The 14,694-nt window shown below is 70.5% G+C and carries 13 protein-coding genes; 6 read left to right on the forward strand and 7 right to left on the reverse strand.

Translation table 11 applies throughout. The features are described from left to right. Positions 1-138: 138 nt before the first annotated feature. Both phoP and phoR read right to left on the reverse strand, forming a co-directional pair. A complete protein-coding gene (gene phoP, locus BLV72_RS14825; protein ID WP_014061580.1) occupies positions 139-819 on the reverse strand; it encodes a two-component system response regulator PhoP in 681 nt (226 codons plus the stop codon). After that, complete coding sequence (gene phoR / locus BLV72_RS14830; protein WP_093462769.1) at positions 816-2,114, reverse strand: two-component system sensor histidine kinase PhoR; 1,299 nt, start codon at positions 2,112-2,114, stop codon at positions 816-818. The genes phoP and phoR overlap by 4 nt, the downstream gene beginning before the upstream one ends. A gap of 316 nt (positions 2,115-2,430) precedes the next feature. Between phoR and phoU the strand changes: the two genes are divergently transcribed. From phoU to BLV72_RS47305, 5 genes are all read left to right on the forward strand, one after another. Then, a complete protein-coding gene (gene phoU, locus BLV72_RS14835; protein WP_093462770.1) occupies positions 2,431-3,108 on the forward strand; it encodes a phosphate signaling complex protein PhoU in 678 nt (225 codons plus the stop codon). A gap of 442 nt (positions 3,109-3,550) precedes the next feature. After that, positions 3,551-3,781, forward strand: a complete 231-nt coding sequence (locus BLV72_RS14840) for a hypothetical protein (protein ID WP_014061583.1) — start codon at positions 3,551-3,553, stop codon at positions 3,779-3,781. 449 nt (positions 3,782-4,230) lie between these two features. Next, on the forward strand, positions 4,231-8,235 hold the full coding sequence (locus BLV72_RS14845; RefSeq protein ID WP_093462772.1) for an nSTAND1 domain-containing NTPase: 4,005 nt from the start codon (positions 4,231-4,233) through the stop codon (positions 8,233-8,235). 243 nt (positions 8,236-8,478) lie between these two features. Beyond that, positions 8,479-9,402 carry an FkbM family methyltransferase gene (locus tag BLV72_RS14850; protein ID WP_093462773.1) on the forward strand — a complete coding sequence of 308 codons (924 nt, stop codon included), beginning with the start codon at positions 8,479-8,481 and terminating at the stop codon, positions 9,400-9,402. Between the two features lie 133 nt (positions 9,403-9,535). Further along, a complete protein-coding gene (locus BLV72_RS47305) occupies positions 9,536-10,714 on the forward strand; it encodes a DUF6777 domain-containing protein (RefSeq protein WP_143059777.1) in 1,179 nt (392 codons plus the stop codon). A gap of 14 nt (positions 10,715-10,728) precedes the next feature. Here BLV72_RS47305 and BLV72_RS14855 read toward each other — a convergent pair whose 3' ends face one another. The 3 genes from BLV72_RS14855 to BLV72_RS14865 all read right to left on the reverse strand — a co-directional run bounded on the left by BLV72_RS14855 (position 10,729) and on the right by BLV72_RS14865 (position 13,015). Continuing rightward, positions 10,729-11,343, reverse strand: a complete 615-nt coding sequence (locus BLV72_RS14855; RefSeq protein WP_093462775.1) for a dihydrofolate reductase family protein — start codon at positions 11,341-11,343, stop codon at positions 10,729-10,731. Between the two features lie 105 nt (positions 11,344-11,448). After that, positions 11,449-12,204 (reverse strand): glycosyltransferase family 2 protein, encoded by a 756-nt coding sequence (locus BLV72_RS14860; protein ID WP_093462776.1) that lies wholly within the window; start codon positions 12,202-12,204, stop codon positions 11,449-11,451. Positions 12,205-12,229: 25 nt separating this feature from the next. Next, the gene (locus BLV72_RS14865) at positions 12,230-13,015 is read right to left on the reverse strand and encodes a GntR family transcriptional regulator (protein ID WP_093462778.1); all 786 of its coding nucleotides are present in this window, start codon (positions 13,013-13,015) and stop codon (positions 12,230-12,232) included. A gap of 173 nt (positions 13,016-13,188) precedes the next feature. Here BLV72_RS14865 and BLV72_RS14870 point away from each other — a divergent pair, with 173 nt between their 5' ends. Further along, entirely contained in the window at positions 13,189-13,587 is a 399-nt protein-coding gene (locus BLV72_RS14870) for a type 1 glutamine amidotransferase family protein (protein WP_093462779.1), read from the forward strand. A gap of 110 nt (positions 13,588-13,697) precedes the next feature. On the opposite strand, the gene BLV72_RS47900 is transcribed toward BLV72_RS14870, so the two are convergent. Together BLV72_RS47900 and BLV72_RS14875 are read right to left on the reverse strand one after the other, a co-directional pair. Next, positions 13,698-13,856, reverse strand: coding sequence for a hypothetical protein (locus tag BLV72_RS47900; protein WP_167746264.1), 159 nt, complete (start codon positions 13,854-13,856; stop codon positions 13,698-13,700). Between the two features lie 59 nt (positions 13,857-13,915). Next, entirely contained in the window at positions 13,916-14,680 is a 765-nt protein-coding gene (locus BLV72_RS14875) for an SDR family NAD(P)-dependent oxidoreductase (protein WP_093462781.1), read from the reverse strand. Positions 14,681-14,694 lie beyond the last annotated feature (14 nt).

Below are 14,694 nucleotides of genomic sequence, written 5' to 3' on the forward strand. Positions count from 1 at the left end.
AGGTACCGAGGCGCCCCCGGGGTCCGGCTCGAGCCCCCTCCCCGTGCGCCCCTCGCACCGCTCGGCCCTGGCGGGCCTCACGGGCTTCGGGACGCTGTGCCGGACTCCGTCCGGCGGCTCCGGGCGCCCGGGTCCGGTTTACGGCTCGAACTTGTAGCCCAGACCCCGCACCGTCACCAGGTAGCGAGGCGCTCCGGGGTCCGGCTCGATCTTGGCCCGGAGTCGCTTGACGTGGACGTCGAGCGTCTTGGTGTCGCCCACATAGTCCGCGCCCCAGACGCGGTCGATCAGCTGCATCCGGGTCAGCACCCGGCCCGCGTTCCGCAGCAACATCTCCAGCAGGTCGAACTCCTTCAGCGGGAGGTCCACCTTGCCGCCGCCGACCGTGACCACATGGCGGTCCACGTCCATCCGGACCGGCCCGGCCTCCAGGGCGGCGGGGGTGATCTCCTCCGGCTCACCGCGGCGGCGCAGCACGGCTCTGATCCGGGCGACCAGCTCACGCGAGGAGAAGGGCTTGGTCACATAGTCGTCGGCACCTATCTCCAGCCCGACCACCTTGTCGATCTCGCTGTCCTTGGCGGTCACCATGATCACCGGGACATTGGACCGGCCGCGCAGCTGACGGCAGACCTCCGTACCGGGCAGACCCGGCAGCATCAGGTCGAGCAGCACCAGGTCGGCGCCGTTGCGCTCGAACTCGTCGAGGCCCTCGGGCCCCGTCGTCGCGATCGCGACCTCGAACCCCTCCTTGCGAAGCATGTACGACAGCGCGTCGCTGAACGATTCCTCGTCCTCGACGACCAGAACTCGGGTCACGGAAGGACCTCCGGGGCAGAGAGTGGTTCATTGGTGAAGGTCTCGTACGGCCGGCCGTGGTCCTCGCCATCGAGGTCTGCTCCGGTGTCGTACGACTCGCTCGACTCGCTCGGCCGGCTCCTCGAGCGGTCCCGGTCCCGTGCCGCACCGGCTTCCGGGAGCCTCAGGGTGAAGGTGGAGCCCTGGCCTTCGGCACTCCACACGGTGACCTCCCCGCCGTGCGAGGCGGCCACATGCTTGACGATGGCGAGACCGAGCCCGGTCCCGCCGGTCTGCCGCGAGCGGGCCGGATCGACCCGGTAGAAGCGCTCGAAGATCCGCTCGCGGTCCTTCTCGGAGATGCCTATGCCCTGGTCGGTCACGGCGACCTCGATCAGGTCCCCGCCGGTGGCGGGGATGCGGCGGGCGGCGATGCCGACGCGGGTACGGGCCGGGCTGTAGTTGACCGCGTTCTCGACGAGATTGCCGAGCGCGGCGGCAAGCTGGCCACGGTTGCCCCAGACGTGCAGATCGGCGGTGCCGCCCGTGGCCATCGTGATCTGCTTGGTGCCCGCCTGGTGGCGGCACCGGTCGATGGCCTCGGCGACGAGCTCGTCCACCCGGACCGGCTCGGCGTCCTCCAGCGGGTCGTCGTTCTGCACCCGGGAGAGGTCGATGAGCTCCTGGACGAGGCTGGTCAGCCGGGTCGCCTCGACCTGCATCCGGCCGGCGAAGCGGTTGACCGCCTCCGGGTCGTCGGACGCGTCCATCACGGCCTCGGACAGCAGGGACAGCGCGCCGACCGGGGTCTTGAGCTCATGGCTGACGTTGGCGACGAAGTCACGTCGCACGGCCTCGATCCGGCGGGCCTCGGTGAGGTCCTCCACCAGCAGCAGGACCAGCCGGGAGCCCAGCGGGGCCACTCTGGCGGACACCGCGAGCGCGTCCCCGCCCCGGCCGGTGCCGCGGCGCGGCAGATCCAGCTCGATCTGGCGGATCTCGCCGTCCCGCCGGGTGTCGCGGGCCATCGCCATCATCGGCTCCACGGCCAGCTTGCCGCCGCGCACCAGGCCCAGCGCGTACGCGGCCGAGCTTGCCTTGACGACGGCGTCCGCTTCGTCGAGGACGACGGCCGAGGAGCGCAGCACTGACAGGACGGTGTCGACGCCGGGCGGCAGCACGGCGTCGGTATGCAGTGAGGAGCGCGTAGGCTTCGCCTGTTCACGCTCGCTCCAGCGGAACGCCAGCATGGCGATGACGCCGGTGCACAACCCGGCGAGCGCCGCCACTGCGGCGATCGCCGCGTTCACGTTCATGCGTCCAGGTTATGCGGGCGGCGAGACCACCCCACAGCCCCGTGACGATCCCCTTGGTCATACGTTGCCGAGAGTTCACCGCGGCGTCGGTATCGGTTCACTCCGGACGTTTCGCCGGGCAGGTGTCACACGGGGCGGCCGGGGCCACGTTGCCGAGAGTTCACCTGGGAGTTAGGTGTGATTAACGCCCGATGCCGGAAGCGGACGCGTTCCGGCCGGAGCGTGGAAGTGTGGGGCCCTCGAGGGCAAAAGCCACGGAGATCTGCCAGAAACCCTGTCAGAGATCGTCACCGAGAGTCAGTGAAAGAGGTCAGTGATGCGGGACGCGTACCACGAGGAGCTTGATTCGATCGGGGACGGCCTGGTCGACATGGCCCGGCTCGTCGGTTCGGCCATCGGCCGTGCCACCACTGCCATTCTCGACGCGGACCTCAAGCTCGCCGAGAGCGTCATCGCCGCCGATGAGAAGGTCGATGATCTGCAGCGGGATCTGGAGGGACGGGCGATAGCCCTGCTGGCCCGGCAGCAGCCGGTCGCCACGGATCTGCGGATCGTGGTGACCAGCCTGCGGATGAGCGCCGATCTGGAGCGCTCCGGCGACCTCGCGCAGCATGTCGCCAAGCTGGCCCGGCTCCGCTTCCCGGACTCGGCCGTGCCGCACGATCTGCACGCCACGATCCTGGAGATGGGCCAGCTCGCGCAGCGGCTGATGGCGAAGGCCGCCGAGGTCATCATCACCAAGGACGTCGACCTGGCGCTCCAGCTCGAGCAGGACGACGACGCGATGGACCTGCTGCACCGCGCCCTCTTCCAGCACCTGATGGACGACCGCTGGAAGCACGGCATAGAGACCGCCGTGGACGTCACGCTGCTGGGCCGTTACTACGAGCGGTTCGCCGACCACGCGGTCTCCGTCGCCAAGCGCGTGGTCTACCTGGTCACCGGTGAGCACGCCGACGAGATGTCCCCACAGGGAGGCGTCGAAGGGGCGTGAGCGTCCGCGACGGCGTGCATCGAAGCGCCGTCGACGCGCCCCTGCGCGCGGCCGCCGGGTCGTCGGCACCATGAAGAGCAGGTGACGTGACCCCTCCCGAGGAGGCGACGCATGGCGGACCTCTCCAAGCCCGAAACCCCTCCGACCCACCCCGTCGGCAGCCCTGTCGGCGCATGCGGCTGCGGATCGGGCTGCGGCTGCGGCTGCCAGTCCGGCGGTCCGTGCCAGTGCGGCGGCTGCTGCGGCTGACGGGCACGACCGCACGACGTAGGACCGGCGCGACCGCACGACCGCACGACCGGTGTGACGGAGGGCCTGGGACCGGATGACCGGTCCCAGGCCCTGTGCCGTCGGCCTCGTGGGCCGGGCCCTCTGCCATTCGGCCTCGTCGGCAGGCCCCGCCCGAGGTGCGGGCGGCGCCGGATGCGGCGAGCCTGGTGCTATGGAGGACAAGACCCCGGCCCCGGCCCGCGTGGTGGTGGACGAACCGCTGGACGGCCGCCGTCGTGTGCTGATCGACGGCCAGGACGTCGGCGTGGTGGTGAGCGCGGACGAGCTCCGGCGGCTCCTGCAGCGCGCGGGTGTGCTGGAAGAGAACGCGACCCTCGACAACCCCGAGCTGATCGAATGGAACGGCGGCGGCCCCGGCGACTGGCCCGCCGCGCCCCGATGACCTGACCCGCTCCCAGGTTCGGCGCCGGTCCCTCCCCTCGTGGGGACCGGTGCCGAACCATGGGGCGGCGGCGATCCGCGCCGTGCCGGCGCGGATCAGGTGCGGAGGCCCGATCCGTGGTCGATGCGACGGCCGTCCGGACAAGGCCGGCTCCACGGATCTCCCGAGCTCATACGACGGGCCCGCGACCGCCGTCTCGTGGCTCCGGCGAAACGTATGACGTCGACGAAAGCTGACCGAGAACTTGCGGTGTCATGGGTTGTCTCTCCGTGCGCTGAGCTGATGGCCTTGCTGGGCGGCTCGTGGTGGGGTGCGCTACTGCGCCATGATCCTGCCAGTTGTGCCCCTCACCGAGGAGGTTCCGGTATCGCATTACCGGCTTCACCGCTGGTCAGCCGTATAAAGTGAGTTTTCCGGTCCGGATGTTCAGAGCGCGGGGGAAGTAAGGAGTGGAGACCTTGAGTTCCGACTCGGGGGCACGCACAGCCTTCGCGGAACGCCTCGCGCTGCTGTACCGGGAGGCCGGCAACCCTCCTCTCAAGAGCGTGTCCGAGGCGGTCGTCCGACTCCAGCGGGCCGACGAGCGAGGGCGTCCCGTACGGGTCTCCGCCCAGCGGATCAGCGACTGGCGACGGGCCAAGAACGTACCCGCCCAGTTCATCGCCCTCGCGGCCGTCCTGCTCGTCCTGATACCCGACGCCCGCCGCGCGCGGCCCGTGCCGGTGTCCAAGGGCCTGTACGACATGGCCCACTGGCAGCGGCTGTGGGAGCGGGCGGTGGCCGATCCGGTCGGCGAGCGCCCCGATGCGTCCGCGGAAGAAGAGGAACGGCCCCCGGCCGAAACCCCGGCCGTCTCCGGTGGCGTCTGCCCGTATCGCGGGCTGGCCTCGTACCGTCAGCAGGACGCCCGGTGGTTTTTCGGCCGCGAGCGGAGCACGGACGCCCTCGTCACCCAGCTCTGCGCGGCGGAGGAGACGGGCGGTCTGGTCGTGCTCGTGGGCGCCTCCGGGGCGGGGAAGTCCTCCCTGCTGAACGCCGGGCTGGTGCCCGCGTTGCGCGAGCGGCGGGTGCTGCAGCTCGTGCCGGGCGCCGATCCGCTCGCCGAGCTGGCCCGCCGGATCCCCGAACTCGCGGACGTCGTCCCCGCCTCGGCCGCCGACCCGGAGGCCAGGGAGCCCGGCACCGAGTCCCGGGAGCCCGGCACTCCCGGGTTCGCGCGCGCGGTGCGCGAGGCCGTCACGGCCTGGGCGGAACACGAGACGTCCGCCGCCGCCCGTCCGGTGGTGATCGTGGATCAGTTCGAGGAGGCGTTCACCCTCGGCTCCGACGAGGCGGACCGCCGCGCGTTCATCCAGCTCCTCCACGCCGTCTGCACACCCGACGGCCCCGGCGAGCCGCCCCCCGTGCTCGTCGTCCTCGGCATTCGCGCCGACTTCTACGAGCTGTGCCTGGCCTATCCCGAACTGGCCGACGCGCTGCAGCACCGGCACATGGTGCTCGGCCCGCTGACCACCGCCGAGCTGCGCGAGGCGGTGACCGGCCCGGCCAAGGCCGTGGGGCTGGAACTCGAACCGGGGATGGCCGAGCTGATCGTCCGTGAAGTGAGCGCCGACAGCCCTCGGGGCACGCATGACGCGGGCGTGCTGCCGCTCCTGTCCCACGCCCTGCTCGCCACCTGGCAGCGGCGCAAGGCGGGACGGCTGACGCTGGCCGGCTACCGCGCGGCGGGCGGCATCCAGGGCGCGGTGGCGGCCACCGCCGAGCGCGCCTGGTCCGACCTCGACACCGAGGCACGCACGGCCGCGCGACTGCTTCTGCTGCGGCTGGTCCGGCTGGGCGAGGACACCCAGGCCACCCGCAGGCGGGGGACGCGGCACCAGCTCGCGAAGGAGTCGACGGATCCGGGCAAGACGGAGGAATCGCTCGAAGCGCTGGTCCGCGCCCGCCTGGTGACGCTCGACGCGGAGACCGTGGAGATCACCCATGAGGCGCTGCTCCACGCCTGGCCACGGCTGCGCGACTGGATCGACGAGGACCGGAACGACCATCTGGTGCGCCAGCGGCTGGAGGAGGACGGCCGGGCCTGGGAGGGCTCGAACCGCGACGCGTCCCTTCTCTACCGGGGCTCCCGCCTGGAGCAGGCCCACACCTGGGCGAAGACCGCCGGCGGCACCTATCTGACCCGCAGCGCGGTGGAGTTCCTGGCCGCGTCCGTCCGGCTGCGCCGGCGCACGGTGTGGCTCAGCCGGGGTGCGGTGTCGGCTCTGGTCGTCCTGGCGGTCCTGGCCGCCGGTACGGCGGTGGTCGCCTGGCAGCAGCGGGACGACGCGGTGTTCGAGCAGGTGGTCACCGAAGCCGATCGCTTCCAGTACACGGATCCGTCGCTCTCCGCCCAACTCGCCCTGGTGGCACACCGGTTGCGACCGGACGACGAGGCCACGAAGAACCGGCTGCTCTCGGTGGTGAACGCGCCGCTGGCCACCCCGCTCCACGGCCACACCGGCGCCGTCTACCTCACCACGTTCAGCCCGAACGGGCGGCTGCTGGCCACCGCCAGCTACGACCGGACCGTACGGCTGTGGGACGTGAGCGACCGGACCCGCCCCAAACCGCTCGGCAAACCCCTCACCGGCCATACGAGCTGGGTGAGCAGCGCGGTCTTCAGCCCGGACGGCCGCACCCTGGCCAGTGCCGGCGACGACGGCACGGTCCGGCTGTGGGACGTGCGGAACCCCCGCCACCCGCGCCCGCTCGGCGCGCCCCTGTCCCGCCACGACGGCACGATCTATCTGCTCGCCTTCAGCCCGGACGGACGCACGCTGGCCACGGCCACGGAAGGTCGCGTCGTTCGCCTCTGGGACATGAGCCGCCCCGGCCGGCCGAAGCCGCTCGGCGCGCTGACCGGCCACACCGCCGCCGTACGCTCCGTGGCGTTCAGCCCCGACGGCCGCACCCTGGCGGCCGGTGGCGACAACGGCACGATCAGGCTGTGGAACATGGCCGATCCGCGCCGTCCGAAGCGGATCGAGACGGTGCTGACCGGCCATAAGGACCTGGTGCACTCGGTGGCCTTCAGCCCGGACGGCCGGACGCTGGCCAGCGGCAGCGCGGACAACACCGTCCGGCTGTGGAAGGTCGGCGATCCGCGTCGCGCGGAGCCACTGGGCTCGCCGCTCACCGGCCACACCGGCCCCATCTGGTCGGTGTCCTTCAGCCCGGACGGATCCATGCTCGCCGCCGCCAGCCAGGACAGCACGGCGAGCCTGTGGAACGTCAGCGATCCGGAGTACCCCTCGCAGGTCGGCGAGCCGCTCGCGGGCAGCAGCGGCGAGATGTACGCCCTGGGCTTCAGCCCCGACGGCCGCACCCTCGCCACCGGGACCGGCGACAACACGGTCCGCCTGTGGTCGCTGCCGACGTCGGACATGGTCGGCCGCAGCGGAGCGTTCCGCCCGGACGGACAGGTGCTCGCCACGGCCGGGCGGGACGAGAAGGTCCGGCTGTGGAACGTGGAGAAGCCCACCCGGCCGGTGCCACTGGGCAAGCCGTTCAGCCCCGGCGAGGGCTCGATCCGTGAACTGACCTTCTCCCCCGACGGCCACACCCTCGCGATGATGACCGGCGACCGCGAGGTGCGGCTGTGGAACGTCACCGACCCGGCCCACCCCGTCGCCTACCGGCCGCCCGTCCCCCTGCGGACCCGGTTCGCGGGCGCGCTGGCCTTCAGCCCGGACGGGCGCGTCATGGCGACCGCGTACAACGACGACACCATCCAGTTGTGGAACGTCAGCGACCTGTCCCGGGTCCGCCGGCTCGGCGCGCCGCTCACCGGCCACAAGGGCTATATCAACTCCCTCGTCTTCAGCCCGGACGGCCGGACGCTGGCCAGCGGCAGCGCGGACAACACCATCCGGCTGTGGAACGTGACCGACCCGCGTCACGCGGTCCGACGAGGCCCGCGCGTCACGGGACATCTCGGCCCCGTCAACGCGCTCGCCTACAGCCCGGACGGCCGCACGCTGGCCAGCGGCAGCGACGACAACACGGTCCGGCTCTGGAACGTCACCGCCCCCGGCCGGGCCACCCGGCTGCGCTCCCCCCTCACCGGCCACACCGACGCGATCGTGTCGCTGTCGTTCAGCCGGGACGGCAGCACCCTGGCGAGCGGCGGCAACGACAACACGGCCCGCCTGTGGGACGTCACCGTCCCGTCCAAGGCCACGTCCATCGGCCAGTCGCTGAGCCCCAACGCCAAGACCGGCAATTTCCTGTCGTTCAGCCGCGGGAACCGGATGCTCGGGGTGTCCAGCGGCGCCGACACGGTCCGGCTGTGGAGCCTGGACGTGGACGAGGCGGATCGCCGTATCTGCTCGATGACCCGGGGCGTGCTGACACCGGAGAAATGGGACGAGTATCTGCCGCGGCTGTCGTACGAGCCTCCCTGCGGTCGGTAACGACGTTGCGAGAACGTTGCGTGATCGCGGTCACAACTCCTCATCGGAGGGAGGAGTCGGCTCCCACACGCGAGGAGCCGCGTTACTCTTAGGTACAGCCCGACCGCTGGTGCATCCCCCGTCGCCAGCGGTCGGGCGCTTCCATGTCAGGGGGAAGCACGTCAGGGGGAGACTCAACGCCACCGGCGCAACGGTGCCGGCGCAACGAACGAGAACGAACGACCCTCCCCCCCTGGAGGCCCCGTGAGCCGCAGGCTCGACCAGGCCGCTCTGGACCTCGGCCGCGAGTACGTCCGCCATGCGCCCTGGAGCGCCGGAAAGCGGGCCCTGGTCGAGAACCACCTCAACGCCGCCCTGCGGGACCGCCCCCTGCACCGCCTGGCCCGTACGCGCTTCGGCGCCACCTTCGCCGTCGACACACAGGACCTCATCCAGCGCTACCTGTACCTCTTCGGCGTCTGGGAACCGCATATGACGCGGTGGCTCCAGCGCCGCCTGAAGCCCGGGGACGTCTTCGTGGACGTCGGGGCCAACATCGGCTACTACAGCATCCTGGCCTCCCGCCTCGTCGGGGCAGGCGGCACGGTGGTGGCGATCGAAGCCTCGCCGACCTTCCACCGCATCCTCCTGCGGCACGCACGGCGCAACGCATGCGCCAACATCCGCGCGATCAACGCGGCCGTCTCCGACCGCGACGAGCTGCTGACGTTCATCCTCGCCAGCTCCCGCAACATGGGCGCGAACAGCGTCGTCCCCTACGACGGCCCGGCCGAGTCCACCTTCGAGATCGCGGCCCAGCCCCTGCCCCGCCTCCTCACCGAGGAGGAGATCGCCCGGGCCAGGGTGATCAAGATCGACGTGGAGGGCGCGGAAGGCGGCGTCGTCCGCGGCCTCCTCCCCCTGCTGGACAAGCTGCGCCCCGACGCCGAACTGACCGTCGAGGTCACCCCCCAGCGCATGGCCGACCTCGGCGACTCCGTCGACGAGCTGCTGACAGCGCTGAAGAGCCACGGCTTCCACGTCTACCGCCTGACCAACGACTACGCGGCGGGCACCTACCCGGACGCCCTCCGGCGCCCGCCGGAGGTGCCGAGGCGCTGGCGGGGCCCGGTCGCCGAGGAAAGCGACCTGGTCTTCTCGCGGGTGGACGCGGAGACGCTGCACTAGCGCCTCTGACGGCGAAGCGCCCCTTCGACAGGGGGTGCCGAAATCACCCATAAGTAGGGGAAGAATCCCTTCCCCTCGGGGGAACCAGGGCGCGCACAGCGCGAGCAGAGTGGAGGTGAGGGAAGGATGAGATATGAGCTCGAACTCATGGCGCCTCACCTCGCGTCGCGCACTGCTGATCATCGGACTCATTGTCATCATTGTGGTGGTAGCGGTATTCGCGATCATCTACACCTCCCAGAAAGCGGAGGCCGTTGAATATCGCCGGGAGCCGGTCGGGACAAATTCCGTTCCGGCGTTCACGCGACCTGTGGGCACTGATCAGAGAAACGTAGCGTCTCCCTCCAGTGGGGGCCGTACCTTCCAAAGCAACACGCCTGGGCTGTACGCCGGGACCCCAGGTCAAGCCCCTTGCGATGGGCAGGCGCTGACCGCTGAACTGCAGGCCGATCCGAGGAAGGCGGCAGCCTGGAGTCAGATTCAGGGCATTCGATCGGCCGACATACCGAACTACGTCGGTCAACTGTCGAGCGTCACTCTGCGTTCAGACACGTATGTGACGTCCTACGGATTTCGCAGTGGTGAGGTGACGTGGGACGGTCTGGTCCTCCAGGCCGGGACCGCAGTCTTCATCGATAAGCGTGGAGCCCCTGTCGCGAAGTGCAACTGCGGCAACCCCGTGAAAGTAACTGCGCCGCCGCAGGGCGCCCAGGCGACGTTCAGCGGACCAACATGGTCCAGCTTCTCATCGAACTCGGTTACCGTGGTCAATAGGTCCCCCACAGTCATCAAGAACATCATTGTTGTCAATGCGGAGAGAAAGGGATTGGTGCAGCAGCCATTGGAGGGCGGCGACAAGACGGTATTCATTCTCTTGAGGCCGGATCAATATCCTTCTCGATGTGCGATGTCCGGGGTGGGCAACGCCCCGACCGGCATACCGGCGCCACCGGATGTGGCCAAGAAGCCGTCTGGGAGCACCACGACACCTCCCGGGGGGACCACCACACCACCCGAGAGCACTACAACATCGCCTGAGGACACCACCACACCACCCGAGGGCACCACGACTCCTCCTGAAGGCACGACACCACCGGAGGGCACCACACCGCCCGAAGGCACGACACCGCCGCCCGAGGAGACGACCCCGCAGCCCCCATCCGACCAGCCGTCGCAGCAGCCGCCGGGCCAGCCCGAGCAATCGCAGCAGCCTCAGCCCGAACAGCCCCAACCGCAGCAACCCCAACCGCAGCAACCCCAACCGCAGCAGCCTCAGCCGCAACAACCGCAGGAACAGCCGCCCGCTTCATAAGGGACTCGGCAGCGCTACTGGTCGTCGCGGGGCAGGTGGACCTTGGCGTCGTCGTAGGTCGCCTCACCCGTCGGCTCGGCCAGGGCGTAGACCAGGTGCAGCACACCGGTGCGGAAGGTCGCGGAGGAGAGCAGTCTCAGCGGGACCGTGGTGTCGGCCTCGTCGAACAGCCGCATGCCCTTGCGGACGGCGATCGGGTGCACCAGCAGGTGCAACTCGTCCAGCAGGCCGTGCGCCAGGAGCTGCCGGACGACGGAGACCGAGCCGCTCAGGGCGATGTCCCCGCCCGGTTCGCGCTTCAGCGCGGTGACGGCGTCGGCCAGCTCTCCCTTGAGCAGTTCGGAGTTCCGCCAGGTGAACGTGAGGTCCTGGCGGGAGGCGACGATCTTGCGGGCGTCGCCGAGCTTCTTGGCGAAACCGGCGTCCTCGCCGCCCTCCGCCTCACGGTCCGGCCACGCTCCGGCGAAGCTGTCGTAGGTCTTGCGGCCCAGGAGGAGGGTGTCGGCCGTGGCGAAGGACGCGTCGACGGCGGCGCCCATCTCGTCGTTGAAATAGGGGAAGTGCCACTGATCGGGCGCTTCCACGACCCCGTCGAGCGAGATGAACAGACTGGCGGTGATCTTCCTCATGATGCCCCTCCGGGGAAGCGGTCGGTGAGCTCTTCCTGGGTCGGTGAGCTCTTCCACCTCTCAGACCGGGGGCGCCGCACAAACTCATCGGTGCCGCCGCCCGGCCTAGCGCGCCTCGTAGCGCCAGCCGTCCATGGCGGCCAGGACCCGGGCCCGGGCCTCGACCACCGCGAAGCGGGCCGCGCGCTCGGCCTCGTCGGTGTGGGCGGACTGGCTGGTGACCTGGCCGGGCCACTTGCGGTAGAGCAGGCCGGTCTCGGCGGTGAACCAGCCGCGGCTGACCGCGTTGAGGGCCATGAGGAGGCCGGTGTCCTCGGACGCGGGCAGGGCCATCCAGCCGCCGAGGGCGAGGAGCAGGTCCCGGCGGACGAAGAGGGTGACGGGGTGGACCTGGGCGCGGTAGTCGTTCGCCCGCCAGAATTCGAGGAGGGCGCCGCGCGCGATGGGCCCCTGCGGCGGATCGCCCGCGAAGCCGACGGTGGAACCGTCGGGCAGCAGGTCCAGGGCGCGGCAGGTGGCCCAGCCGAGATCGGGGTGGTCGGTGAGCGCGCGGAGGTCGCGGGCGAGGGCGCCGGGGGTGAGCATGTCATCGGCGTCCAGCACCTTGACGTACTCGCCCTCGGCGCGGGAGAGCCCCATCGTGCGGGCCATCGCGGCCCGCCCGGCCCGGCCCTGGCCGAAGCTGACGCGGGCGTCGTCGGGGACGTAGGGGCGTACGGCGTCGGTCTCGCCGTCTTCCTGGATGACCCACTGCCAGTCCCAGCCGTCCGGCAGCTCCTGTTCGCGCAACGACTTGTAGGCGTCCGGCAGATGCTCGGCGCCCGGGGCGTGGACCGCGGTGATGACGGTGATGGTGTTCATATGGTCCTCATGGTGTTCGGCATGGTCACCACCTCTTCAGGGGCGTGGTGAAGACGAGCTCCGTACGGTCTCCGCACAGCGTCACGTCGGAGACCTCCACGACCCGGTCGCGGATATCCGTACAGATCTTGCGCAGGACGATCACCGACACACCCTTCTTCAGCCCGAGCGCCTCGGCCTCTTCCACCGTCGGCGGCCGGGCCGTGATCCGTTCCTCTATGCGGTCCAGCTCGATGCCGATCGTGTAGAGCTGATTCTGGGTGCCGCCGGGCCAGGGCTCGTTGGCGGCGTCGAGCAACTCCGGATTGGCGGACACCACGTCGTGGACGAGGTAGGAGCGCACCAGGGCGAACGGCGCGTCCTCCGCGCGGCAGTTGGTGCGGTAGATCCGCTCCAGCAGCCGTGTGCCCATGGGGACCCCGAAGACGGAGGCCAGGTCCTCGTCGGCCTTCGCGTCGCGGTACTCGGCGTGGAAGGCGAGGTCGGTCACCTCCAGCCCGGTGTCATGCTCGGTGGACCCGGTCCGCAGCCGCTCCGCCGTGGACCGGCGCACCCGGTCCTTCTCCCACTGATGCCGATCGTTGCTCCGCATGACCCGCCGGCGCGGGGTGCGCACGAACGTCCCCACCCCGTGCCGTCTGTCGATCAGCCCCTCGGCCACCAGCTCCGACAGCGCCCGCTGCAGCGTCGGCACACTGGTCCGATACCGCGCCGCGAGCTTGTCCTCGGCCGGAAGCCGCTCCCCGGGGGTTAGCTGACCTGCGCGGATGCTCTGCCGTAGGGCATCGGCGATCTGCTCGTACCTGGCCATGCGTAGCTCACCGTCCCGTCCCGGTTGTGCGGCCGCCGCGGACGATGTCAGCGTAAGTCCTTAAGAGGTCTTATGGCCCGATGAGCCACCGCTCCCCCATTGGCCCGCGACCCGGGCCCGGCGCCCGGCGCCCGGGAGACACTGAGCCGCCGTATCGCACGTGAGGAGATGCCATGCCGCAGGTAGCCGTGGTCACCTTTGACGGATTCAACGAGCTCGACAGCTTCATCGCCTCCGCGCTGATCAACCGATGCCGCAAGGAGGGCCTGGAGGCCTTCATCACCACACCCACGCCGGTGGTCACCTCCATGAACGGCGTCGAGGTCACCGGCCAGCGCCCGATGGAGTTCGTGACCGAAGCCGACGTCGTCCTGATCGGCAGCGGCGTAAAGGCCCGCGAGGTCGTCGCCGACGACGAACTGATCTCCAGGCTGCCCCTCGACCCCTCACGCCAGCTCATCGGCGCCCAGTGCTCCGGCGCGCTGGACTACGTGGCCCCGGTGGGCGAAAACGAGGAGACGGTCGAGCGCGCTTTGCGTGCGGTGTACTCGGGCGAGGCGGCGATGCGCTGAGGCGCCGGGCATCGGCTCTCGGGCTGCCGTGCCCCGAAGCCCCCTACCCGCGATGAAACCGCGGGTAGCGGGCTGAGGTCAGGTGGCGTCGATGTTGAACGAGTTGCCACTCACCGCCGGCGCTTGGCGCGCTCATGCTCCGCGTTGCCGATGATGGCCTCGGCGCCGTCGATTTGGCGCCTGAGCTTGCCGAGCACGTCAGCGCGGGCCGACCCGATCAGGCGGTCCGTGGTCGGGGCCGTGTTGGCCGGGGTGCCGGTGGGGTCCACTTCCTGACCGGCCGGCGCCGTTGGCCGCGCTGTGGGCGTGCTCCACGAAGCCGGGGCCGTCAGGTCAGTTCCAGGCCGCCGTCGATGGTGAGGATCTGCCCGGTGAGCCAGGTCGTGGCTGGATCGGCCAGGCGCAGGATCCAGGCGGCGACCTCGTCGGGGTTGCCGCGGCGGGCGAGGGGGATGCGGGAGGCTTCTTCGTGCTTGATGTGTTCGATGGTCTCCTGGGAGAGTCCGGCGGCGGCCAGGGCCTGGCTTTCCGTCGGGCCGGGGGCGAGGGCATTGACGCGGATGCCGTCGGCGGCGAGTTCCACTGCCCAACTGCGGGTGAGCTGTTCGAGGGCGGCCTTGGACGCCGCGTAGTGGGCGCCGCCCGGCAGCGGCCGGTGGCCGTAGGTGCTGGAGATGTTGACGATCGAGCCCCGGCTCCGGCGCAGGTGCGGCAGCGCCTCTCGGGCCAGCAGGCTGGGGGCGACGACGTTGAGGCCGAACAGGTCGGTGATGGCGCTGTCGGTGGTGTCGGCCAGCGTCATGATCTTGGTGGCTCCGGCGTTGTTGACCAGCACGTCCACCTGCCCCCAGCGCTCAACCGCGGCGTTGACCACCTCCTCCGGTGCTCCTGGGTCGCTCAGGTCGGCCGAATGGGCGACGATCGCGGAATGGCCGGCGGCGGTCTCCTCAAGAGCGTCGATGCGGCGACCGACTCCCAGGACCCGGGCACCGGCTTGGGCGAAGGCGCGCGCCGCGGCCCGGCCGATGCCGGACCCGGCTCCGGTGACGATGACAACGCGTTCAACGAGATCTACGGGGGGCTTGTCGCTCATGACACCTCAATGTT

The organism is Streptomyces melanosporofaciens (assembly GCF_900105695.1).
GTDB classification, from domain to species: domain Bacteria; phylum Actinomycetota; class Actinomycetes; order Streptomycetales; family Streptomycetaceae; genus Streptomyces; species Streptomyces antimycoticus.